17 protein-coding genes are annotated in these 25,032 nt (G+C 39.4%); 3 read left to right on the forward strand and 14 right to left on the reverse strand.

The genetic code is table 11. The features are described from left to right. Positions 1 to 14: 14 nt before the first annotated feature. From AC1DDK_RS24275 to AC1DDK_RS24285, 3 genes are all read right to left on the reverse strand, one after another. Positions 15 to 2,810, reverse strand: a complete 2,796-nt coding sequence (locus AC1DDK_RS24275) for a 2-oxoglutarate dehydrogenase E1 component (RefSeq protein WP_172660466.1) — start codon at positions 2,808 to 2,810, stop codon at positions 15 to 17. A gap of 66 nt (positions 2,811 to 2,876) precedes the next feature. Beyond that, complete coding sequence (locus AC1DDK_RS24280) at positions 2,877 to 3,755, reverse strand: MerR family transcriptional regulator (protein ID WP_288883719.1); 879 nt, start codon at positions 3,753 to 3,755, stop codon at positions 2,877 to 2,879. 104 nt (positions 3,756 to 3,859) lie between these two features. Continuing rightward, on the reverse strand, positions 3,860 to 5,152 hold the full coding sequence (locus tag AC1DDK_RS24285; protein ID WP_172660464.1) for a DASH family cryptochrome: 1,293 nt from the start codon (positions 5,150 to 5,152) through the stop codon (positions 3,860 to 3,862). A 156-nt stretch (positions 5,153 to 5,308) separates the two neighbouring features. Here AC1DDK_RS24285 and AC1DDK_RS24290 point away from each other — a divergent pair, with 156 nt between their 5' ends. Continuing rightward, the gene (locus AC1DDK_RS24290) at positions 5,309 to 6,214 is read left to right on the forward strand and encodes a TIGR01777 family oxidoreductase (RefSeq protein ID WP_172660463.1); all 906 of its coding nucleotides are present in this window, start codon (positions 5,309 to 5,311) and stop codon (positions 6,212 to 6,214) included. Then, on the forward strand, positions 6,214 to 7,518 hold the full coding sequence (locus AC1DDK_RS24295; protein ID WP_337718250.1) for a cryptochrome/photolyase family protein: 1,305 nt from the start codon (positions 6,214 to 6,216) through the stop codon (positions 7,516 to 7,518). Before AC1DDK_RS24290 ends, AC1DDK_RS24295 begins: the two co-directional genes overlap by 1 nt. Before the next feature lie 8 nt (positions 7,519 to 7,526). Here the strand turns inward: AC1DDK_RS24295 and AC1DDK_RS24300 are convergent, their stop codons facing one another. From AC1DDK_RS24300 to AC1DDK_RS24340, 9 genes are all read right to left on the reverse strand, one after another. Further along, a complete protein-coding gene (locus AC1DDK_RS24300) occupies positions 7,527 to 8,453 on the reverse strand; it encodes an FKBP-type peptidyl-prolyl cis-trans isomerase (protein ID WP_172660461.1) in 927 nt (308 codons plus the stop codon). Between the two features lies 1 nt (position 8,454). Next, on the reverse strand, positions 8,455 to 8,952 hold the full coding sequence (locus AC1DDK_RS24305) for an FKBP-type peptidyl-prolyl cis-trans isomerase (protein ID WP_172660460.1): 498 nt from the start codon (positions 8,950 to 8,952) through the stop codon (positions 8,455 to 8,457). Between the two features lie 133 nt (positions 8,953 to 9,085). Then, the gene (locus tag AC1DDK_RS24310; protein WP_477634124.1) at positions 9,086 to 10,876 is read right to left on the reverse strand and encodes an acyl-CoA dehydrogenase family protein; all 1,791 of its coding nucleotides are present in this window, start codon (positions 10,874 to 10,876) and stop codon (positions 9,086 to 9,088) included. 13 nt (positions 10,877 to 10,889) lie between these two features. Further along, positions 10,890 to 12,068 carry an acetyl-CoA C-acyltransferase gene (locus tag AC1DDK_RS24315; protein WP_172660458.1) on the reverse strand — a complete coding sequence of 393 codons (1,179 nt, stop codon included), beginning with the start codon at positions 12,066 to 12,068 and terminating at the stop codon, positions 10,890 to 10,892. Positions 12,069 to 12,092: 24 nt separating this feature from the next. Beyond that, on the reverse strand, positions 12,093 to 14,456 hold the full coding sequence (locus AC1DDK_RS24320) for a 3-hydroxyacyl-CoA dehydrogenase/enoyl-CoA hydratase family protein (protein WP_337718261.1): 2,364 nt from the start codon (positions 14,454 to 14,456) through the stop codon (positions 12,093 to 12,095). A 48-nt stretch (positions 14,457 to 14,504) separates the two neighbouring features. Continuing rightward, the gene (locus tag AC1DDK_RS24325; RefSeq protein WP_172660457.1) at positions 14,505 to 14,960 is read right to left on the reverse strand and encodes a MarR family winged helix-turn-helix transcriptional regulator; all 456 of its coding nucleotides are present in this window, start codon (positions 14,958 to 14,960) and stop codon (positions 14,505 to 14,507) included. A 134-nt stretch (positions 14,961 to 15,094) separates the two neighbouring features. Further along, entirely contained in the window at positions 15,095 to 16,429 is a 1,335-nt protein-coding gene (locus tag AC1DDK_RS24330) for a DUF6089 family protein (RefSeq protein ID WP_172660456.1), read from the reverse strand. A 132-nt stretch (positions 16,430 to 16,561) separates the two neighbouring features. Continuing rightward, the gene (gene ggt, locus AC1DDK_RS24335) at positions 16,562 to 18,286 is read right to left on the reverse strand and encodes a gamma-glutamyltransferase (RefSeq protein WP_337718253.1); all 1,725 of its coding nucleotides are present in this window, start codon (positions 18,284 to 18,286) and stop codon (positions 16,562 to 16,564) included. Beyond that, positions 18,246 to 20,027: an AMP-dependent synthetase/ligase gene (locus tag AC1DDK_RS24340; protein ID WP_337718254.1), complete on the reverse strand. Its 1,782-nt coding sequence runs from the start codon at positions 20,025 to 20,027 to the stop codon at positions 18,246 to 18,248. Before AC1DDK_RS24340 ends, ggt begins: the two co-directional genes overlap by 41 nt. Before the next feature lie 514 nt (positions 20,028 to 20,541). Here AC1DDK_RS24340 and AC1DDK_RS24345 point away from each other — a divergent pair. Next, entirely contained in the window at positions 20,542 to 21,009 is a 468-nt protein-coding gene (locus tag AC1DDK_RS24345) for a hypothetical protein (protein WP_099439747.1), read from the forward strand. 83 nt (positions 21,010 to 21,092) lie between these two features. On the opposite strand, the gene AC1DDK_RS24350 is transcribed toward AC1DDK_RS24345, so the two are convergent. Further along, positions 21,093 to 22,748, reverse strand: coding sequence for a TlpA family protein disulfide reductase (locus tag AC1DDK_RS24350; protein ID WP_337718256.1), 1,656 nt, complete (start codon positions 22,746 to 22,748; stop codon positions 21,093 to 21,095). A gap of 399 nt (positions 22,749 to 23,147) precedes the next feature. Next, positions 23,148 to 24,947: a M61 family metallopeptidase gene (locus AC1DDK_RS24355; RefSeq protein ID WP_337718258.1), complete on the reverse strand. Its 1,800-nt coding sequence runs from the start codon at positions 24,945 to 24,947 to the stop codon at positions 23,148 to 23,150. Between the last annotated feature and the right edge of the window lie 85 nt (positions 24,948 to 25,032).

Genomic DNA, 25,032 nt, shown 5'->3' on the forward strand with positions numbered 1-25,032 from the left:
ATGTATTATTTTTTCTAATCTACATTATAAACTTTATTCACTGATTTTTTAGCAATCTTTTTCTCTGTTTCAGTAACAGGAGCTTCAAAAGCTTTAGCTAAAATATAAGCCTGCTGATCTGCGTGTTGTCTTGCAAATCCTGTGGCAGTACTACTGCTTTCTTTTCTTGAAATCAGTTCAATATCACTAAAGATAGTTCTTCTTAATTTACGCAACAAATATGGCCATGCGCCCATATTCTCAGGTTCCTCCTGTACCCAAACTGCTTCTTTAGCATTTTTGTATTTCCCATATACAGTTTCCATTTGCTCCAATGGAGTTGGATAAAGCTGCTCAACACGAACAATAGCAACATCCTTGATCTGATCTTTCTGTTGTTTTTCTAACAACTCATAATAGATCTTACCAGAACAGAACAATACTCTTCTAACATCAGCTGCTTTAACATTTTCATCATTAATAACCTCCTGGAATTTACCATCAGTAAACTCAGTAAGTTTCGAAACACACTGAGGGTGACGCAATAAACTCTTAGGCGTAAACACTACCAAAGGTTTTCTGAAATCACGTTTAAACTGTCTGCGTAATGCGTGGAAAAAGTTAGCCGGAGTAGTACAGTTGGTTATCTGCATGTTGTAATCAGCACAAAGTTCCATAAAACGCTCAATCCTTGCTGATGAGTGTTCCGGACCTTGTCCTTCATAACCATGAGGCAATAACATTACCAAACCGTTCTCACGTTGCCATTTCGTTTCAGCACTTGCAATATACTGATCTACCACTATCTGCGCTCCGTTAAAGAAATCACCAAACTGAGCTTCCCAAATGGTAAGCGCATTAGGATTAGCCATTGCATAACCATATTCAAAACCTAGTACACCGTACTCAGATAAATGCGAATTGTAAATATCAAATGGAGCTTGTTGGTCAGAAATGTTTGCCAATGGGATATATTCTTCCTCAGAATCTTCAAGAGTTATAACCGCATGTCTGTGAGAGAATGTTCCACGCTCTACATCCTGTCCGCTTAAACGTACTCTTTTTCCCTCAGCAAGGATAGTACCATATGCCAATTGCTCACCCATTGCCCAATCGAACACATGAGTAGTATTTGCCATTTTACTACGTTCTTCAAAAAGCTTCTCTATTTTCTTAAAGAACTTTTTATTTGATGGAAGCGTACTTATTCTTTTAGCTACCTCAAGCAGCGTTGATTTTTTAACAGAAGTATTTGGAGAAGTTTCAAAATCTTTAGGTGTAGCTAAACGCATGTCTGACCATGCACCGCCAAATTTCACCTCATGATAAGTAGAAGTTATTTCTTTAGCTTCATTCAAACGTTCCTGTAATATACCACGGAACTCTTTTTCCATTTCCTTGGCTAAACTTGCTTCAAGCTTACCCTCACCAATCAGCTGCTGAATATAAATATCGCGTGGATTAGCATGCTTCTCTATGCTTTTGTATAGAAGCGGTTGAGTAAACTTAGGCTCATCGGCCTCGTTATGGCCAAATCTGCGGTAACATAAAATATCAATGAACACATCATTTTTATATTTCTGACGATATTCCATTGCCAAATTAATAGCATAAACTAAAGCCTCAGGATCGTCACCATTCACATGGAATACTGGCGACAATGTTACTTTAGCAATATCAGTACAATAAGTACTGGTACGGCCATCTTTATAATTGGTAGTAAAACCAATCTGGTTGTTTATAATCAAGTGAATTGTTCCACCGGTTTTATAACCATCCAGACCAGCCATCTGAATTACTTCATAAACAATACCCTGTCCTGCAACAGAAGCATCACCATGTATCAAAATTGGAGCAATGCGTGCATTGTCGCCACCATATTTAAAATCAATTTTAGATCTGGTCATACCCTCTACTACCCCATTCACTGTTTCCAGGTGAGAAGGGTTAGGGCATAAACTCAAATGCACACTGTTACCATTATTCGTAGTAACATCAGTTGAGTAACCCAGATGGTATTTCACGTCACCTCCAAAAGGAGATTCCGCACTATAACCCTTGCCTTCAAATTCAGCAAAGATGTCCTTATAGGTTTTCTGCATGATATTGGCAAGAACGTTTAAACGTCCTCTGTGTGCCATACCAATTACAAACTCTTCAATTCCAAGTTCCGCTCCTTTTTCAATTACCGAATCCAGGGCAGGAATTAAAGCTTCAGCACCTTCAAGAGAAAAACGCTTCTGACCAAGAAACTTAGTTCCAAGGAAATTCTCAAAGCTAACCGCTTCATTCAATTTCTTTAATATCCTTCTTTTCTCATCAATAGAGAAGTTTGGAGTATTACGTGCGCTTTCCATTTTCTCTTCAATCCATGAAAGGATTTCAGGCGTACGTACATACTTATATTCTGCACCAATAGAGCGACAATAAGTTTGTTTTAAAAAAGCAATTATATCACTAAGCTTAGCTGCTCCAATACCAATCTCAATTCCAGAGTTAAATACAGTGTCCAGGTCTGCCTTTGTTAATCCAAAGTTTTCCATGTCCAAAGTAGGCAAATGATGACGTCTTTCTCTTACCGGATTGGTTTGGGTAAATAAGTGGCCACGCTGACGATAGCCATTGATTAAATTAAGAACATTAATTTCCTTTAAAAAATGCTCAGGAGTCTCTGAACTAACCGATGTTCCGGAAGACCCTCTTCCAAAATCAAAGCCTTCAAAAAACTTTTGCCAACCAAACTCAACAGAATTAGGATCTTGTTTATAAGACTGATATACGGATTCTATGTATTCGGCATTTGCGCCGTTGAGATAAGATAAATTATCCATTATGTGTGAATTGCTATAAGTGTTGCAAAATTAGGTTTTTTTACCTTAATAAACAGGTAAATTCCCTTATAAATCTTCAAGAAATTCAACCATATCACAAACATTTTTCAATGGTGTCAGTTGATCCTTCACAAGAATATCAAATTCTGATATCAAACTCCCTGCCACTAACAACGGCACGTTCAAATTATCCATCACCTTTCCTACAACTTTATTAATATCCTTGCCTAAATTTAAGGAGGTTAGCACAATAAACGAATAATCTGGTTTATACGCTGCAACAATTTTTTTCAGATCAGAATATGGTATCTCCGAACCAAGATAAAGAGTTTCCTGCCCACAGCTTTTCAATAAATATCGGGCAAATAACAAACCTGCTTCATGCATCTCTGCCTCAGGCAAAAAAAGCAGAAATCGTTTCGGCTCTTCTCTATGTGGTTTTTCAACTTTATCAATCTCAACAATTATACGATCCCTTATCAGGTTAGAAGCAAAATGCTCATGAGAAGGATCGATTGCGCCCGTTTGCCAAAGCATCCCAACCTTCTTCATAAAAGGGAACAGCACAAGATCCATGGTTTTAATCAATCCCATTTCATCAATGCAGCCTGCTAAAGTATTAGAAAAAACTTCTTCATCRTAATCGATAGTCGCGTTAGAAAGACTAAGCATCTGAACCGAATCATTGTTCCAATCTGCCTTAAGCTGAGTAACCAGATTAGAAATCTGCTTCTTACTCATTTTAGCTATTTTGCTAATCTTGTAGCCATTCTCATTAAGCGCAACAATATTTAAAAGGGACTTCAAATCCTCCTCGTCGTAATACCTGATGTTGGTTAATGTCCGCTTAGGCGGTACAAGATTGTACCGGATTTCCCACGCCCTGATGGTGTGCGCCTTTATGCCTATAAGGCCTTCTATATCACTAATTGAGAATTTTTTCACACTATATTGAACAACAAATGTTAAACAAGTTTGTTTAAAAAACAATTTTTGTTTAACATTTTTTTTATTAACTGTCCAAAAGCAGCATTTATTAAACAAGAATATCAGACAAGAGAGGCAGCATCAGGAGATACTACATCCAGAATTTTCATTTGTTTATCAAGGTCAAATGTGTTCTTTGATTTAAGGTCAAGACCAGCGCCTGCAACATTTGCCCAATTACCCCAGTTACTCGCAGGAGCATAATCCACTAGCTTTTCTTCAAAATATGCAGCCCCAATTGTCCAATGAATTTTTAAAACATGAATCAGAAAAGTAGCAACAACTAAGCGGCCTGCATGAGGAATAAATCCAGAGTCATTTAGCTCTTTCATGTATTTATCAACAAGCAAATGCCCCGTCTCCCCATCTTTCCATTTTTTCACCAAAGTCTCATCAACCTCAACAGGCGATAAAATCAGTTCTTCAAAATCTGGCTCCTGGAAAAACTTAATCCCATGTTTTTTAAACATAAATCTAAAGTAATCGCGCCAAAGCAAGCCCAATAAGATCTGATTAAAATTAGGATTGGCACCAAAGCTCGCCTCGGCCTCTTTAACCATCCAATAAACCTTTCTTGGCGAAAGACAACCGAACGAGAGCCATCCCGAAATCCTAGAAGAAAACCCCTGTTTATCCGCCGCAACTTTTGAGCTATATTTGATATAAATATCTGATCCGGGTTCAAGTAACTTTGTTAGATGTTCCAGTCCATCTAATTCCCCCCCTTTAGCCTCATCATCAAAGTTCACAAACCCAGCCTCAGCAAATCCTAACTCCAATAACGACGGCAGCGCACCCCAATTTTCATTTTCAACAAAATCAATCTCTAAAGGAGATTCATGACAGGATTTCACAATCGCATCACGCTCTGTTTTCTTTTTAAACTGAGTAAATACATCTGGAATATCTTTAATTGGAAAAGGCAAATCTTCCTTATTATAAAGTGTATGCCCAATAAAATGTTTAAGATTAATCCTTTGTTTCCACAAGGCATCCTCTACATAAGTAGATATTATAGTTTCTTCCGGACCAACTTCTCGGTGATGATAAACCTCAGAAATTTCTAACTGCTCAACAATAGCCGGTATATGCTCTTCAGGTTTACCCTGTATCAGCAATATGTCCCCACCTAATTTTTGAAATGCTGTTCTTAATGATGAAACACTTTCTAACAAAAACTGCGCTCTGCGTGCTCCTGTTTTTTCTGTTTCGAACGAAGTACTCTCAAAATGTCGGGGATCAAAAAAATAAATAGGTAAAATACAGTCCGATTTAGCAATTGCTTCAACTAACATTTCATTATCATGTAAGCGAAGGTCATTCCTGAACCACACCAATATTTTCTTAGACTTCATTAACTTGCAACTGAGTTTTGTGTACTATTTACAAAAATATACGATTTTTTATCCGAATAAGAATCACAACCCCAATATTTACACTAGCGAAACAAATCAAAGGCATAAAAAGCGCTTTTCGCAAAACTTAAAGTTAAAACAATAGGTTATTGAAGTATGAAGAACCAAATCTTGATTACAGGAGCTACCGGTATGCTAGGCAAAAAACTAATAAATGCGCTACATGAATCCGGGCATAGAGTTTCTGTGCTAACAAGGAAAGCCACCAGCATAAAAAACGCAACTGTTTATTTATGGGATGTTTACAAACAGACCATAGATCCAAACTGCCTGCAAGGCATAGATACCATTATTCATTTGGCAGGCGAAAACATTGCAGAAAAGAAATGGACAAAAGAACGTAAACAACAAATTATAGATAGCAGGGTAATGTCTGCCCAATTGCTTTATAAAACCATTAAAGAAACACAGGCCCCTGTAAAAACCTTTATTTCAGCCTCGGCCATCGGTTATTACGGAAACCGTGGAGATGAAATATTAACTGAAGAATCTGGAAGCAGCACAGGCTTTCTTTCCAGGTGTTGTAAATTATGGGAAGAGGCAGTTGATGAAGGCGCCTCACCAGATCTGCGAATAGTTAAATTCAGAATTGGTTTTGTTCTTGGTAAATCAGAAGGCGGTCTGGCAGCATTAGAAAGGCCCATCCGCTATTTTGTTGGCGCCCCCTTAGGTAGCGGGAAGCAATGGACCCCATGGGTACACATTGATGATATTGTAAATATGTTTCTTACGGCAGCAGAGAATCCATCATACCAGGGTGCTTACAACGCTTGTGCGCCTTTTCCGGTTACCAACGAAACTTTAACAAAAGCGATAGCAAAAACAATAAAACGTCCGGTATGGCCAATACATGTACCGGAAAAAGTACTGGAAATGATTCTCGGAAAAATGAGTATCCTCCCGCTCATAAGCACAAATACATCTGCACAAAAACTTCTGGATGCAGGTTTTATATTTAAATATACCCACCTGGAAGATGCATTAACCGATATTTACAAGTAGTGAAAGAAGAAATAAGCGTTTGCTGGTTCAGAAGAGATTTAAGGTTAGACGACAATGCAGCACTTTACGAGGCGTTAAGAGGGCCATACCCCGTCCTGCCTCTTTTTATTTTTGACACAAAGATTCTCAAAAAACTTTCAAACCGGGAAGATCCAAGAGTAACCTTTATACATCACACCTTACAGGAAATTCATTCCGAACTTGCAACACAGGGATCTACCATAGCAGTTGAATATGGCACGCCTGAAGAGGTATGGATTCAAATTTTAAAAAACTACAATGTAAAAGCTGTTTATACCAACCATGATTACGAACCCAATGCAATTGAAAGAGATGATGCACTGGCAGAATATCTTGCATCTGAACAAATTGAGTTTAAAACATTCAAAGACCAGGTCATCTTTGAAAAGAACGAGATTTTAAAGGCCGACGGAAAGCCTTACACCGTTTTCACTCCCTATTTCAACCAATGGCGGGCAAAGCTTAATGAATTTTACATTAAGTCATATCCCATAAACAACTACTTCAACAATCTTCTTAAAATAGCCTCTCTTCCATTACCTACTTTAGCAGAAATCGGATTCAAAGAGTCGAGCCAAAAGTTCCCCTCAAAACGTTTCGGCAGCAAACTTACCGATTATGAAGACAAGAGAGATTTCCCAGCTGTTGATGCCACTACACATATCGGCATGCATCTTCGCTTCGGCACAATAAGTATCCGCGAGGCTGCACAACAAGCATTAAAACAAAAAGCAAACAAGTGGCTATCCGAACTTGCCTGGAGAGATTTTTACATGATGATCCTCTGGCACTTCCCCAGAATCGTGCATCAGTCCTTTAAACCTGCTTACGACAATATCCAATGGCTAAACAATGAATCAGATTTCGAAGCCTGGTGTGAGGGTAAAACCGGTTACCCACTGGTAGATGCAGGAATGAGACAACTCAATCAAACCGGCTATATGCACAACCGGGTACGCATGGTAGTAGCCTCTTTTTTAACTAAGCATCTATTAATAGACTGGCGCTGGGGCGAAGCCTATTTTGCAGAGAAATTATTGGATTACGAAATGGCCAGCAATATTGGAGGATGGCAATGGTCGTGCGGATGTGGAAACGATGCCGCACCATACTTCCGGGTATTTAATCCGGAACTTCAGGCCAAAAAATTTGATCCGGATCAGGCTTATATCAACCATTGGCTACCTGAATATAAACAACAAAAGCATGTACAACCTATTGTTGAACATGCTTTTGCAAGAGAAAGAGTGTTAAAAGTTTTTAAGGATGCACTAAATGAATAGACACCAAATTAGTTGGTAACATCAACAATTTCAATATCAAAATCTAAACAGGCATTAGGAGGGATAGTTCCAGTTGAGCTACCGGCAGTTCCATAAGCCTCTGAAGATGGAATGAAAATCCTAACTTTTGCGCCCTTTGTAAATTTCGTCAACACTTCCCAACCAGAAATAACTTGCAGTAGTGTGGTTGAAAATGTTCCATCAGTATTAGAATCAAATGAGGTTCCATCAAATGTGCGACCTGTATACTTGGCTTTCAAAGTAGTATTAAGATCAATAACTTCGGTACCTGTACCGGCCTGTATAACTGAATAGTAAACTCCGGTAGATGGGTCTTTTGTAGCGGTTAAACCTTTTGATTGTATGAACTCTCTGATTCTTCTATCATCCAATAACCTTTGAGACTTTTCAGGGTAAGTAGTAACAGTGAATTCAATATTTTCATTTGATGGAATATTTAAAACAGTTGTTCCGTTTTTACCAAAGGCCAGGTATGAAGGCAATAAAATTCTAGCAACACCACCCGGCTTAAGGGTCTGCAATACTTTTCTTAAACTTGGAAGCTGGATGCCCACAGATCCAACACTAGTACCGCCAGAATAAGAAAAAGAACTGGCATACCCTACATATGTTCCTAAGTTAGAGATAGCGGGTGTAGTGTGATAATTAGTACCGTTCAATAACGATTTTACAGATACAGAATACAAAACAGAATCGGTAGTCTTAAAAAGCTCTCCGGTTCCTTGTGTCTTAATCTGATAATAAAATCCTGTTTTATCAGGATCTTCTATTGCATCGGTGATATTATTGCTCGAGATGTAATCTTTTATTTTAGTATCATCTATACTTTGAATGGACTCATATTCCTTTTTACAAGAATTTAGAAGAATCAAACCCACTAGAAGAAAGGTATATGAGGTAATTTTTTTTAACATACTATTTTTGTTTATCTACTTTTTTAGCAACTTTTTTATAATCAATAATAAAATATAATACAGAATTTGCCGGTACTCCGGGAGTAGGGTAATTCTTATATGCCAGTTTTGAAGGCACCAGTAACTCTATCCGTCCACCTGGCTTAATTAAAGACAAACCTATTCTCCAGCCCGGCATTACACTTTCCCGAATAAACTTAAACGGATTATCAGCGGTAGCCCGACTAAAAACTGAATCGGTCATTAAGCGGCCTTCATACTCTACAGTTAAAGTATCAGTCGGGGCACGATCGTCGGCTCCTGTACCAGCAGAATCAATTCTGTAATAAAGCCCGCTCGTATCTTTTGTTAAAGTAACCTTATTTGCCACTGCCCAGTCCTTAATTATCGTTTCATCAATCTCAAACTGAGCTTTTTCATCATAGACTTCAGGTTTTGTACACGCGGCTAAAACACCAACAATGATAGCTATCCCTAATAAAAGCCTATTTCTTAACATAATGCACAAAAATAGTCTTTTATTGGCGATAGAACAATTTTTAACCAATTTTAACAATTGACATAAAAAACGCCCCTAATATTTTAGGGGCGCCCAGTTTATTTATGAAATGTTACTCCTAGTATAAAATAAGTTAGTAACAGTACCTATTTGCAGCTATTAGCTGCTGTGCCACACTTTGGCGAACATTTTTAACATTAAACGGCTCTGCTTTAGTAAATCTGCGCAAGCCAACCATCATCATCCTCAGTTCATCGCCTTCGGCAAACGCCCATAGCGCTTCTTTACCAGCCTTTTGAACCGCATCAACCGCTTCCACAAAGTAGATGCGCATTAAATTCAACTGCCCCTCACATTGCTTTTCACCTCTGATACTTACCAGTTTCTCCGTTCTCAACATTGCCGATTCAGCTACATACACATAGCTGGCCATATCAGCAATATTCATCAGAATCTCTTGCTCTTTAGACAAGCTCATCATCAACTTCTGAACCGCAGCACCAGCAACCATTAAAGTAGCCTTTTTAAGGTTTTTAATGATTTTCTTTTCTGCAGCAAACAAAGTATCATCCTCTTCACCAAAATCAGGGATGGACATTAATTCACCTGCAACAGCAGTTGCCGGAGTCATCAAATCCAGTTCGCCCTTCATTGCACGTTTCAGCATCATATCAACAGTAAGCAATCTGTTTATCTCGTTAGTGCCCTCAAATATCCTGTTAATCCGCGCATCCCGATAAGCCCTGTCCATAGGTGCCTCGGCCGAGAATCCCATACCGCCATAAATCTGCACACCTTCATCAACAACATAATCCAACGCTTCAGATCCCCATACCTTCAAAATGGCGCACTCAACTGCAAACTGTTCTGTAGATTTTAATTTCGCCTTACCGGCATCCATGCCACCCGCAACCAGGGTATCATATGCATCATCGATATTCTGACCTGCACGGTAATTAGCCGACTCCACAGCATAAACTTTAGAAGCCATCTCGGCCAGTTTATGACGAATAGCTCCATATTTAGAGATAGGTCTTTCAAACTGAATACGCTCATTCGAATAATTAATAGCCGTATCTATTACAGATTTAGAGGCACCAATAGCCGCAGCTGCCAGTTTAATCCTTCCAATGTTTAAGATATTTACAGCAATTTTAAACCCGTTTTCGCGCTCAGATAACATGTTTTCAACAGGTACAGGGCAGTCGTTAAAAAACACCTGTCTGGTCGAAGAACCTTTAATACCCATTTTATGCTCTTCAGGGTTCATGGTAATGCCACCAAACTCACGCTCAACAATAAATGCGGTTAGGTTTTTATCGTCATCAATCTTGGCAAACACAATAAACACATTAGCGAAACCACCATTAGTGATCCACATTTTCTGACCATTGATCAAATAATGTTTACCGTCAGCACTTAGTTTGGCTTTTGTTTTACCAGAGTTGGCGTCAGAACCAGAATTTGGTTCAGTTAAGCAGTAAGCTGCTTTMCATTCGCCAGTTGCCAGCTTAGGAATATATTTATCTTTTTGAGCAGCATTTCCATAATACAGAATAGGCAGAGTACCAATTCCGGTATGTGCAGAAAGCGCAACAGCAAAAGAGTGACCGGCACCAATAACATCAGCTACCAGCATCGAAGTATTAAAATTCTTCCCAAAACCGCCGTATTCTTCAGGTATAGATACACCCAGAATCCCCAGCTCTCCTGCTTTATCCATTAGCGAAGGCATTAATCCTTCCTCCTGCGTATCAATACGATCAAGATTTGGATATACCTCTGCAGCAAGGAAATCACGACAAGTCTGCGCAATCATTTTTTGCTCTTCATCAAATTCTTCAGGAATAAATACATCCTGATAAGCGGTTTCTGTTATCAAAAACTCTCCGCCCTTAATAGTCTTTTTGTCTGTAGTTTCCATAATACCTATAAGATTAAAGCATTTCAAAAATACCGGCCGCACCTTGTCCGCTACCCACACACATAGTTACCATACCGTATTTTTGTTTTCTTCTTTTTAATTCATTAAACAACTGCACAGATAGCTTGGCACCAGTACACCCTAGTGGGTGACCAAGTGCAATAGCACCTCCGTTAACGTTTAAAATATCTTTATTGATACCCAATTCTCTAACAACCGCAAGCGACTGAGAAGCAAAGGCCTCATTCAATTCAATCAATTCAACCTGATCAAGCGTCATACCCGCTTGTTTCAAAGCTTTAGGGATGGCATAGATAGGCCCAATTCCCATGATACGCGGCGGAACACCAGCTATACCATAGCTAACCAAACGTGCAATAGGCTCAACACCCAGCTCTTTCATTTTCTTTTCAGAAACCACCAAAACAAACGCAGCACCATCTGATGTTTGCGAAGAATTACCGGCAGTAATACAACCATCAGCTGCAAATACAGGTTTTAATTTAGCCAGCTTCTCTATCGAAGTATCGGCCCTTGGCCCTTCATCAGTATCCACCACATAACTTCTGGTTTTCTTTTTCATATCAGCATCCAGATAGTTTTCATTTACCGTAATTGGTAAAAGCCCATCTTTCAGATGACCATTTTTAATCGCTTCAACAGCCTTCTGATGCGACTGATAAGAAAATTCATCCTGATCTTCCCTGCTCACATTATACTCACGCGCAACCGCCTCAGCTGTTAAGCCCATCCCCCAATACCAATCCGGATTAACCCTGGCAACCTCGGCATTCGGAACAACTTTCCAACCACCAAAAGGCATACCCGACATCACTTCAACCCCACCGGCAATAATGCAATCGGCCATACCGCTTTTAATTTTAGCAACCGCCGTGGCAATAGTTTCCAGGCCTGAAGCACAATATCTGTTAATGGTAACACCCGGTACTTTATCCGTATCTAAACCCATCAGCGATATCATACGACCAATATTTAGTCCCTGTTCTGCTTCAGGYGTAGCATTACCTACAATCACATCATCAATTTGCTCATTATCCAGATTGGGTATGGATGCCACCAAATGTCTGATTACTTCAGCTGCCAGATCATCTGCCCTCGTAAAACGAAATACACCACGAGGGGCTTTGCCTACTGCGGTACGATATCCTGCTATAATATATGCTTCTTGCATGTCTTATCTTTTTTAATCAAAAAATTAATTTCTTAATGGCTTGCCTTTAGTTACAATACTTTGGATACGTTCAAGCGTTTTCCTTTCACCGCAAAGCGATAAAAACACTTCCCTTTCCAAATCCAGTAAATACTGTTCGGTTACTTCTGTTGGCGATGAAAGATCACCTCCACACATCACCCAACCTAATTTTTCAGAGATCTTTTTATCATGCTCGGAGATGTAATGGCCCGAATACATGGTATTAGCACCTGCGTAAACAATACCTAAACCCTGTTTACCCAATACCTTAATATCTTTTCGTCTAACTGGCTGTGTGTAACCCGCATCGGCAAGTTCAATTGCCTTAGCCTTAGCATCAGCAATTAGCCTGCTCCTGTTCATAGAAATAGAATATTTACCTTTTTGCAAGTAACCCAGCTCAAAAGCCTCAACAGCCGAGGTAGAAACCTTAGCCATACCGATAGTTAAAAACCTATCCTTAAGCACATTCTGAACAATCTGATCATCATTATATTCATCAGATGCCCTTAAAGCAAATTCTTTGGTACCGCCCCCACCGGGTATAACTCCTACACCAAACTCAACCAAACCCATATAGGTTTCGGCATTAAGCTGCACATGATCGGCATGTAAGCTGAACTCGCAACCACCACCAAGTGTAAGGTTATGTGGCGCGACAACTACCGGGATAGAAGAATACCTGATGCGCATAGAAGTATTCTGGAACGTCCTTATCGCCATATTCAACTCGTCCCACTCCTGCTCAACCGCCATCATAAAGATCATCCCTACGTTGGCACCGGCCGAGAAATTTGCACCATCATTTCCAATCACCACCCCTCTGTAATCCTTCTCTGCCATATCAATTGCTTTATTAATGGCCTGTAAAGTATCGCCACCAATGGTATTCATTTTAGAATGAAACTCTACGTTGATAATTCCATCGCCCAAATCAATAATCGATGCACCGGAGTTTTTCCAGATCACCTTGCTGCCCCTTAAATTATCAAGAATAATGAACGCCTCTGTACCCGGAACTGCTTTATAGCTTTTGGTAGGGATATCGTAATATTTTCGAACCCCATCCTCTACCTTGTAAAACGATGTATTACCGGCAGCAAGCATCTCATGAACCCAGGCCGCAGCCTCGTGTCCATATTTTTTCATGTCCTCAATAGATTCTGCTATGCCTACAGCGTCCCAAACCTCAAACGGACCTAAATCCCATCCAAAACCGGCACGCATGGCATCATCAATTCTGTATAGTTCATCAGATATCTCCGGAATCCTGTCAGAAACATATTCGAACAAACCAAAAAACGAAGCTCTGAAAAGCTCGCCTGCTTTGTCTTTACCTGCAGCAAACACTTTCATCCTGTCTCTTACGTTCTCAATCGGTTTGGTCAAATCCAGTGTAGCCGATTTAACTTTTACCTGCGGTCTGTATTCCAGTGTTTTTAAATCAAGGGCAAGAATCTCTGTTTTGCCATCTGCAGTCTTTGTTTTTTTATAAAAACCCTGGTTGGTTTTATCACCAAGCCATTTATTGGCTTCCATCTTTTCTACATAAGCCGGAAGCTTAAAAAGATCGTGTGCTTTATCATCCGGACAATTATCATAAAGTCCTTTGGCAACTTTAATCATGGTATCTAGCCCTACTACATCGGTAGTACGGAAAGTTGCCGATTTTGGTCGGCCCAAAGCCGGACCAGTATATTTATCTACCTCTTCTACCGTCAGCTCCATCTTTTCAACCAGATGTAGCAAGGCCATAATAGAATACACGCCAACCCTGTTTGCTATAAATGCAGGCGTATCTTTACATAAAACGGTCGTTTTACCTAAAAACTTATCGCCATAATGCATCAGAAAATCTACCAGTTCAGGTTTGGTATGTGGAGTAGGTATAATTTCAAGTAACCTTAAATAACGAGGAGGATTAAAGAAATGCGTGCCGCAGAAATTCGCTTTAAAATCGTCACTTCTGCCCTCGGCCATCATATGAATAGGAATTCCAGAAGTATTGGAAGTAACCAAAGTACCCGGTTTACGGTGCTGTTCTACCTGCTCAAATACTTTTTTCTTAATATCCAGATTTTCTACAACAACCTCTATTATCCAATCACAACCTGCAATTTTAGACATATCATCATCAAAATTACCAGTAGTAATTTTGTTAAGTACTTTTTTGGAATAAACTGGCGAGGGATTGGTTTTTACAGCGGTTTGTAAGGCTGTATCAACTATACCATTTCTTGGCCCCTCCTTTGGCACAATATCTAACAACAAGACCTCAACACCTATATTTGCAAAGTGACAGGCAATACGCGATCCCATAATTCCGGATCCCAATACCGCTACCTTATTTATCTTTTTGTTTATCATTTCCATCAGTATATTTTTGCTTTTAATGATTGTCAAGCTGTTACCTGGTTAGCCTTTATTTTCCCTGTTTTCTTCAGGTATTTTATAAGCTAAAGTCAGTTTATTTAATTTCTGTAAGGATAATATCAAATTGTTCTTCTCGTGAGAGTTTAGGTTTTCATTTAAATACTCATTAAATGAAATCACAACCCCTTTTGCCAGCTGTCTTTTCTCGCGGCCAAAATCAGTAAGATAAACTTTAACCGATCGCTTATCCCCGGCAGAAGTTTCCCTGTATATTAACCCCAGTTCTTCCATATTGTTTAGCATCCTGGACAAACTCGTTGCCTTGACCCCAAGCAGACCTGCAAGCTGGGACACCGCCGTCCCCTCTTTGTCTATATTAATTAATACATAACCAATTGCCTGCGTTATTCCGAATCCGGATGCGATCTGGTTATAGGTGTTGGCCATGTTTTGCCACACTACCTTTAAAAAATAGTCTATTGTCTCCTGTTGTTTCATTAAATACTATGCTTGCATAACAAAGCTATTGAAATAATAATTAGTTTGCAAGTATAATTTGCAAAATATTATATCATAAAAAACCCCACTCTAAAACAATAGAGTGGGGTTTTTAAACTTAATACTGTTTCAGACTAGTAAAGCGTAAACTCTACCCTTCTGTTTTTCTGACGGCCTGCTGCAGTTTTGTTGCTTGCAATAGGCTGACTCTCGCCATATCCAGTTGCCTCAATACGAGAAGCATTAGCTCCCTGAGACACTAAATAAGCTTTTACAGATTCCGCTCTATCTTTAGATAATCTCATATTTAACGCATCAGATCCTGTATTATCAGTATGACCTGCTAATTTCAAACTAAAGTTTTTCTCAACCAACAGTGCCGCAACACGATTCAATGTAGCATATGATTTAGATCTGATTGTAGCTTTACCCAAATCAAATTCTAAGTTTTTAATTGCATCAGCAACAACCTTACGATCTGCTTCTGTAATAACAACTTTTTCCACCGGAGCCGGTACTTTTAACGGACATCCAGATCCATCAACTACAGTTCCTGAAGGAGTATCCGGACATTTATCCAATTTATCGGCAACACCATCACCATCTGTATCTTTCAACAGATCGTTCATTTCGCCTCTTAATTTCTGGTTCTCAGCTTTCTGAGCTTCAAGATCGCCTTTCAAAGCATTGGCAGTTTGCTTAGCCTGTAAAGCCTCATCATAAGTTAAAGCTACAGGATTATGCCATGCAAGTTGTTTCTGACCGCTACCCAAAGCAAATTCCAAACCACCATAAGCGTATGAGTATTTATCATTGCTTCCACGGAAGTAACCATCAAGATCATCATTATCAAGATAGTTCATAGTCCAGCCCAAATCAAGGTTTATCCTGTCAGACAGTTTAAATTTAGCACCAACACCAACCGGAATAACCAGTTCATTAAGTGTTTCACCATTTTTGTAGTCGGTTAAACCAGCACTACCGGTAGAGGTTTTAACCTTGTAACCAGCAACACCAGCACCAGCTGATGCATATAACTGCAATGCATTGTTTTTATTGAACATATCAATATTAAACAAATTCACTACAGCATTTAAGCTTGCTGAATAATCCAGAGTAGTTTCGAAAGCACTGATAGGACTATCGTTTACTGCACCACTTTTGTATGGTTCTGAATTATCACCAGTCAATTTACCTCTTACCCCATCTAAACGCAATGAGAAATATGGCGTAAATTGTTTTTTAATATATAATCCGTAACCGAAGTTGCTTTTCCAGTTAGAGAAATCATTTTTTCCTCCCAAAGGAGAAATTGGAGCTAATGCACCGCCATTTATACCAATAGACCACGTATTTAATTTATTTGCATCGCTAGTTGTTACCCTTGTAGAATCCTGAGCCTGGGCTACACCACCAACAAGCAGTGCTGCAACAGCTACGGGTAAACATTTAAATAGTCTTAGTTTCATAGATCGAGTTTTTAAATAATTATCAGAATCTTTTTAATTCCTGTTCAATTATTCAATACTCAGGCCAAACAGCCAAAACCACCTTTAACAATGTTTAAGAGGTAAAGCCACTGTGCTATATACTATACAAAACTACCATGCTGCAATGCTGTCATCGCCGCGGGGGTCGGCACCACCCTGATAATATCCCCACTTGGTTTTCAATATCGCATCCACTCTGCCAATTGAGCCGCGAGGGATAATATTATACCCTTTAGCCTTAAGTTTTAACATAGTTAAACTATCGAGTGTGTTTTCTTCAGTATAAACCTCATCGGGCAACCATTGGTGATGAAACTTTTTAGCCGATACCGCCTGTTGCATACTTTTATCAAACTCTATTACATTTAATATCGTTTGAAAAACCGAAGTAATAATAGTAGAACCACCAGGTGTGCCTACAACCATAAATAGTTTACCATCTTTTTCGATAATAGTTGGGGTCATAGAGCTTAGCATCCGCTTGCCTGGTGCAATGGCATTGGCTTCGCCACCAACTAACCCATACATATTAGGTGTTCCGGGCTTTACGGAGAAATCGTCCATTTCGTTGTTCAACAAGAAACCCGCTCCTTTTACAACTACAGCCGCACCATACGACCCGTTTAATGTGGTAGTTATAGATACCGCATTTCCATCCCTGTCTACAATAGAGAAGTGTGTGGTTTCCTCATGCTCCCTGCCATTTAAATTCCCTTCTTTAACTTGTGCACTTGGGGTAGCCTTGTTCCAGCTAAAATTGCTCATCCTGTTTTTGATGTAAGCATTATCTAAAAGCTGCTGTTCCGGCACTTTAAAAAAATCAGGATCTCCAAGATAGGCAGCCCTATCGGCATATACCCTGCGTTCGGCCTCAACCACCAATTGAACTGTGGAATCAGCATTTAAACCCCATCTTTTTAAAGGATAAGTCTCTACCGATTTAAGCAACTGCAACAAAGCAATGCCACCACTTGATGGCGGAGGCATTGTAATAATTTTATATTCTTTGTAGTTACCTATGGTGGGCTTACGCCAAACTGCCTTGTAGTTTTTAAGGTCTTCTTTAGAGATAATGCCTTGTCCGCGTTGCATTTCGGCTATTAAACTATCGGCAACAGCACCTTCATAAAACCCGGCGCGACCATGATCTCTAATCTGCTCCAAAGTATTGGCCAGCTCTTGCTGCTGTAAAACATCACCTTCTGTCCAATCGCCTGCTTTCAAAAATGCGGTACCATCTGGATTGAACTCGGTAAACGTTTCCTTTAATCCGTTAAGCTCTCTGGCTTGTCTGGCACTTACTTTAAAACCGTTTCTTGCCAATTCTATAGATGGCTCAATTAAATCAGCCCATTTCAGTTTACCATATTTTTGATGTGCTTCGACCATTCCGGCTACAGAGCCGGGAACACCGGCAGCCAGGTGGCCGTATAAACTTTTATCGGTAATGGCATTACCGGCAGAATCCAAATACATGTCTCTTGATGACAATGCCGCTGCTTTTTCTCTAAAATCTAAACTATTGGTTTCTCCAGAAGCAGCGCGATAAACCATAAAACCCCCGCCACCAAGATTACCGGCATTCGGATAAACTACTGCCAGGGCAAACTGTACGGCAACCGCAGCATCAACCGCGTTACCACCTTTTTTTAAAATACCCAGGCCAACCTTAGAGGCAAGCGGACTTGCAGAAACCACCATTCCGTTTCTATACTCGTTGCTGTTATGCTTTCCAAGCTGTCCTCCAACACACCCAGATAGCATTAACCCTGTAATTAAAGCTAATACAATGTTCCTATGCGTGTTTCTCTTCTTTGTAATTCTCTGCGTCGGCATAAATTTTTTCTATAATATCTTTATTCTTTTCCAGAATAACTTTCCTTTTCAAACTAAGCTTAGGAGTAAGCTCACCACCATCAATACTCCATTGTTTTGCCAGCAAGGCGAAGCGCTTAACCTGCTCCCACTTACCAAATTCTTTACCAGACAGCTCTACAATTTGCTGGAACTTTTCTACTACGTTCGGATCCTTTGCCATTTCAGCATCGGTGGTATAGCCAATTCCCTTTTTCGCTGCCCAGGCCTTTAACGCCACAAAATTAGGAACAATTAAGGCAGATGGAAACTTACGATTTTCGCCCAATACCATCACCTGCTCCACCAAAGGTGTTTCCTTAAATTTATTTTCTATCATTTGAGGTGCCACATACTTGCCGCCTGCAGTTTTAAATATCTCTTTTTTACGGTCTGTGATTTTCAAAAACTTGCCACCCACAAGCTCGCCAATATCTCCGGTATGGAACCAACCATCTTTATCTATAGTTTCGGCAGTCAGGTCATCGCGCATATAATAGCCTTTCATAATGTCGTGGCCACGCGCCAAAACTTCTCCGTCTTCGGCAATCTTTACTTCTACCCCTTTAATTGCGGGCCCCACAGTACCAAACATGGTATTACCAAAGTGGTTTACTGTAATTACCGGTGATGTTTCCGTTAATCCGTAACCTTCAAATACTGGCATATCCGCAGCCCAAAAGATTCTTGCCAATCGCGGATTTAATGCCGCACCGCCCGAAACAATAACGATAATGTTGCCCCCCAAGGCTTCCTGCCATTTTTTAAATACGAGTTTTCTGGCAATGCTTAATTTAAAATTATAGAACCAACCGCTTTCAATTTCATACTTCTCTGCCAGGGCTACCGACCAAAAGAAGATTCCCCTTTTAATACCGGTAAGCGCTTTACCCTTTTCCATGATCTTTTCGTATACCTTTTCCAATAATCTTGGAACGGTAGAGAAAACCGTAGGTTTTACAAACTGAATATCGGCCACAATGGTATCCATACTCTCGGCATAATAAACAGATGTGTTGGTATACATGTACAGGTAAACAACCATTCGCTCAAAAATATGAGACAGGGGCAGGAAGCTCAAACCCGTTGTAATTCCTTCTGGCAAAAGCACCGCGGAGTTCTCGAAATTTTTAACCAGGTTATCGTGCGTAAGCATCACTCCTTTGGGCGTTCCGGTTGTTCCCGAAGTATAAATAAGAGTTAAAATATCTTCTGGTTTTATTTGATTTCGATACTCATCAAGATTATGAGTTTGTTTTGCACCATCATCTAACAATGCAGACCAATTATTGGCACCCGGCACGTCATTAAACGTATATACTTTTATATCAGTAGCCAGTTCTGCACATACGTTTTTTAATTTTTTATAAAGGGCTTCATCGGCTGCAAACACAACCGTAACGGCTGCATTTTCAAGAATAAATTTGATATCGTGTTCTGCAAGCGTTGGGTAAAGTGGTATCTGATAGGCGCCTATTTGCATAATAGCGAAATCGGTGATGTTCCACTCAGGTCTGTTTGGCGAAATCACTGCCACTCTGGATTCTTTTCCCAACCCGATACCAATTAATCCGCGGCTCAATGCATCCACAGTCTCACAAAACTTTTGGGTACTGTATTTTACCCACTTTCCGTTTATTTTACCACTAACAAATTCTTCCTTTGGAAATTTCTCTAAATTGTATTGAAGCAAGTCGAATACTCTTGTTATCGTTACAGCCATGGTACTTCGCTTAATATTTATATTATAGGAATTTGGTTCACAAAGGATATGCCCATATATTCTCCCTCTACGCCCCTTGTTTTCCAAACTTAACTAAAAATAATCAATATTATTTTACAATTGCAGTGTGATTTGGGTCATTTTTAGGAGGCGGATAAAGAACAATTCATGATTAGAGCAGCTCTCAACATTCTTCCCAATTCAGACCGCACTGTTATCTCTCTGCTCGTTCGCGATGTCGGAGTATGATATAAATCATTCAAGATCATCTGATAGATTTCTCCAAATTTTCTTTTCCTGAGCTAAACATCGCCGGCAAATCAAAGTAGAAAAGACTGTAGTTATCGTATAGCAATGCCATCAGTCCTACATTTAAATCTCCGTATGATAAGGGCAATTTGCTCTTTTTATAAAACAACCTMACTGAAAACCAGTATTTATAATCTGAATGTCATGCCGTGGCACAATAGTTGTTATGATGCTTTCATCTAATAAAAAGTTAAAAACAGACATTATGAAAAAATTAATCTTTACTCTATTTTGTTGCACTGCATTGCTAGCATTAACATCAAATGTGGCTAATGCTCAAAGTTATAAAACTGCACTAGGTATGCGTATTGACGCTGGCGACGGTTCAACCGGTGTTGGTTTTAATGTAAAACACTTCTTCTCTAGAAACGGTGCAGTTGATGCCAACCTTATCTTTTTTGACGGAAACGTTGTTGGTTTAGGTGCAGAATTTCAATATCAGGCTCCAATTGCAGGTGCAAGAGGATTAGACTGGTACTTAGGTGTTGGTCCGAATTTCTTGTTTGGAAAACACTCAACTGCAGTTCAACTTAGACCTACCGCTGGTTTAGATTTTAAAATCCCAAATGCACCAATTGACTTTGCATTTGACTGGCGCCCAATGTTTACCCTTAATCAAGGAACAGAATTTACCGCAGCGCGTTTCGGCATTTCATTACGTTACGCGTTCTAGATAAAACTACACATCTTCCTTATTGAAAAACAGCAAGGGCTGCGAATATGAATTCGCAGCCCTTGTTTTATATATACCTCATTCTATTTAAGTAACAGCGCCCCAATTTCCGCTACCGTTTTAGCACTAGAGGGGCCTTCAGCATTAGCAACCTTCCCCTCTTTATCGATAATCAAATACCTGGGAATGAAACTAATATTGAACTCTCTACCCAATTCGGCGCTTTGTGCATTATTCAGGAAATAATGCTCTCCTTCTATGTTATGACCGGCAATCAAATTTTGCCACGTGCTTTCAGTTGGTGAGCTGATGCATAAATACAAGAAAATAACGTCTTTATCGATGAACTGATTGCGGAGTTTTTTCGAATTGGCCATTTCTGAAAGACAGGGAACACACCAGGTTGCCCAAACATCCAGGTAAACTACTTTTCCCTTATATTTCTCAAGAATCGTTTTAACCAGCGCATCAGGGGGCAGCTTTTTGGCATCATTTAAAACAGACTTAGCAGAGAGCTTGCTTTTATAAAGCCTGTCATACGCCAGTTGATAATCCTTTAAAAACAGCTTCTTCACCGGATTGTCACTAACTATTGATTTATAATTGGAGATTAATGAGTTGATATTTACTAATTGATTCTTATCCAATCTTTCCCTCAGAAATCTTGTCAGAAATACATCCTTTACAAAACGATTTTTATTAGATGCTATCTGATCAAAAGTCGCCTTTGTTTTAAATGTCATCAGGTATTCCTGGTCAAATCTGGTTGAATATGTGTTTATAAAATACTGTCTATCTGCCTCTGAGGCCTTGTTCACTGTATCAAGGATTTTCCGGCAAAGTGCTTTTTCATCCTCCGAAAACTCAATATGTTCTTTTAGGAGGTACCTGACCAAATCTGTAAACAGAATAGTGACCTCCTTACCAGATGCAAATGTTTCCCTTTCCAAAAATTGATAATAACTATTTAAAAAACTCTTATACCTAAAGTTTCCGAAAGCTTTCTGATTGTTTAATGGAGCTCCTATTGAATCGAGAAATTGTAATAGGTTTGGGTCTTTTTCTTTTGTCTTAAGTAATGCCATCAATAGATGGCTAGCTACAAAATATTTTGATTCAAGATCCGATTGTGCTTTCAGGAATGGATCGGCATTAAGAGCACTGAAATATTTAGCGTTAAAGTCAAGTACTTTTTTCAATTGTGCCGTTAATGATTGTTTAAATTGAATATAACCGCCTGGCTTTAAGGAATCCAGGGAATCAAAAGAAAAGAGATCAGTTGAACCTTGTGCTTCTCTCAATGAATTATAATATTCGTCTTGCTGGTTATTGGCATTAGCCATGTTCCCTTTAAACGTTTGCTTAGATGTATAATCCTCTAATCGCTTAAAATCGAAGTCCATCACATCTCCCGGCTTTGCAAAAAAACGCCCCGTGAAATACAAACCGAAGCGGATATCATCTCCAGACTTAACTCCTTGAGTGAGCTGTATTTCCTGATAACCATTAACAGGGAAAGTAACACTGTAATTCCCCATGCTATCTTTGCTAATTGGTATAATGACATCCTTGCCTGTAATCAGATCTATGTATTGAAATGCATATTGATCTGCTAAACCTTCGTTTTTAGCAAACTGCTTAATATTGCCTGTTATCGTGATGTTCTTTTGCGCTTCAATAGACAGCTTTGTTGAAGGTATTGAACGGTCTTTGCTCTGGCCAAATGCAGTTAGACACATAGCAAACAAATAAAAGATCATTATAAGATAACAAGAGAATGAGCGCATAATTTCTGGTTATAATTGGTTAATAATCCACAAGATAAACATTTACTTAAATGACAAAGATCATTTAACTTTTTTTAACTAGTACACTATTAAGCAATTACATATAAAAGCAAGGGCTGCGAATATGAATTCGCAGCCCTTGCTTTTATATGTAATTAAACAGGAGTCTCTCGACCAAGAAGTAGCGACGAAACGATTCACATAATCAAGAGATCTCTCCTGTCGTCGAGGACGGGGATGTGCTCCATATTATGCGCCCAATTCCCTTAAAAAATGCTTGCTAAGAAGAGGTCTAGGAATCATTGCGCTTTTTCAGCGCATTTATTCCAGACGCTGAATAGTAAGTGTTTTTTAACCTTTCTTTCCCAAAAGCCAACGATTTCTTACAGCCTTTTCTCCTTCGCTTGGATTCTCATTAACCGTAGTTATCAATTTAACATTCGGATTAGCCTTTAAGGTAAGTTTAATATCCCTTACCAAACCATCTCTTCTAATAGTAACGGTAATCACATCGCCAACATTTTTACTGGTAACTACCGGCATTTTCTCAATAGCAACCTCAACAGGCACGCCATCAACAGTTACAATCTGATCATTCACATTTAAGCCACCATCCCAGGCAGCAGAATTACGCGAAACAGCCGATACAATAATATCACCCTCCACCTTTTTAGATGCCACACCTAAATACGGAATAATTTTACCTTCATTTTCGTCTACAACACTAATACCCGCATAGCCAAAGTATTTTTTGTACTCAATAGCATCCGTTCCATTTACATATCTGGCCCAGAAATCAGTAAAGCTGATGCCGCTAATTTTCTCTACCATAGCCTTAAATTCAGCATCAGTATAACCTCTGCCTAATTTTTTATAGTACTCATGGTACATGCTTTTCATTACATCATCCAAACTCTTGGCTCCTTTAGTAGCATGGGCAATTTCAATGTCCATAAGCATACCAACAACCTCACCTTTACTGTAATAAGAAATGGTGGCGTTGTTAGAGTTTTCATTAGGACGATATGCTTTAATCCATGCATCGTAACTCGCTTCGGCGGCCGACTGAACTTTTGCGCCCGGTGTGTTTACCACATTGGCAATAGCTGTTGCTAGCGCCTGTGCGGTCTCATCAACAGTAAAAAAGCCAGCACGATGCGTTAGTTTATTCTCATAGTACGATGTAAAACCTTCGGCAACCCAAAGGTTTGTAGTGTAATTTTCATTATCGTAGTCAAATGGACCCAGGGCTACCGGACGTAAGCGTTTTACGTTCCAAAGGTGATAATACTCGTGTGCAACAAGATTTAAAAAATCTTTATATCCTTTTGGATCAGCATATTTATCTCTGGATGCGCCAAGTACGGTAGAATTTAAATGCTCCAGACCACCACCTCCAACGGAGCGGTTGTGTACTATAAAAGTATAGTGTTTATTCGGGTTCTCGCCATAAATAGCGGTTCCCTGCTCAACAACCTTAGCCATATCAACCTGTAGCTTTTCCTTGTCGTAATTACCACCTCCATACATAGCCACTTCATGTTTAACACCAGATGCAGTGAATTCAAAAACATCCTGGTTACCTACTTCAATAGGGCTATCGAACAAAAGATCGAAGTTCGATGCCGTATAAGTAAACGGTTTTCCGCTTACCGGCTCTAAGCCTGTAGATACCTTTTCCCAACCTTTAAACGGGTTCACTTTAACAGTGCTTGGTAAGTTTAGCATGCCATCAGGATAAATAAATATTCCGGTGCTTGATAAAAAAGCATGACTTTCATCAACAAAAGAGGTACGTACAGATACTTCAAAAGCATACACGCGGTATTTGATTTTTATGTTTTTTGCTTTAGCGGAATAAATTCTCCAGGCGTTTTTTCTTACTTTCTCGAACTTAACAGGCTTATCGTTTGCAGTAGCCGAAAAGCCCTCTACATTTTTTGCAAATTCGCGAACCAAGTATGATCCTGGTGCCCATACAGGCATTTTAACGTCTACATAATCCTTAGTTAATCCTGAAATGTTCATTTCCATTTCAACGTAATGTGCCTGTGGTTCAGTGAAATTTACCTCGAACCCAATCTTTACCTGCGACTTAGCTGTCATACTTATTGATAGTAATACGATTAATCCTGCTAATGATGTTTTCATCAAAAATTCTTTATTAATATAAGTTAGTTGTTTTTGCTGTGCCAAACTTAGATAAAAGTGCTTAAAATAGTGTATATTTTACCTA

Source organism: Pedobacter sp. 05T44 (genome assembly GCF_056395985.1).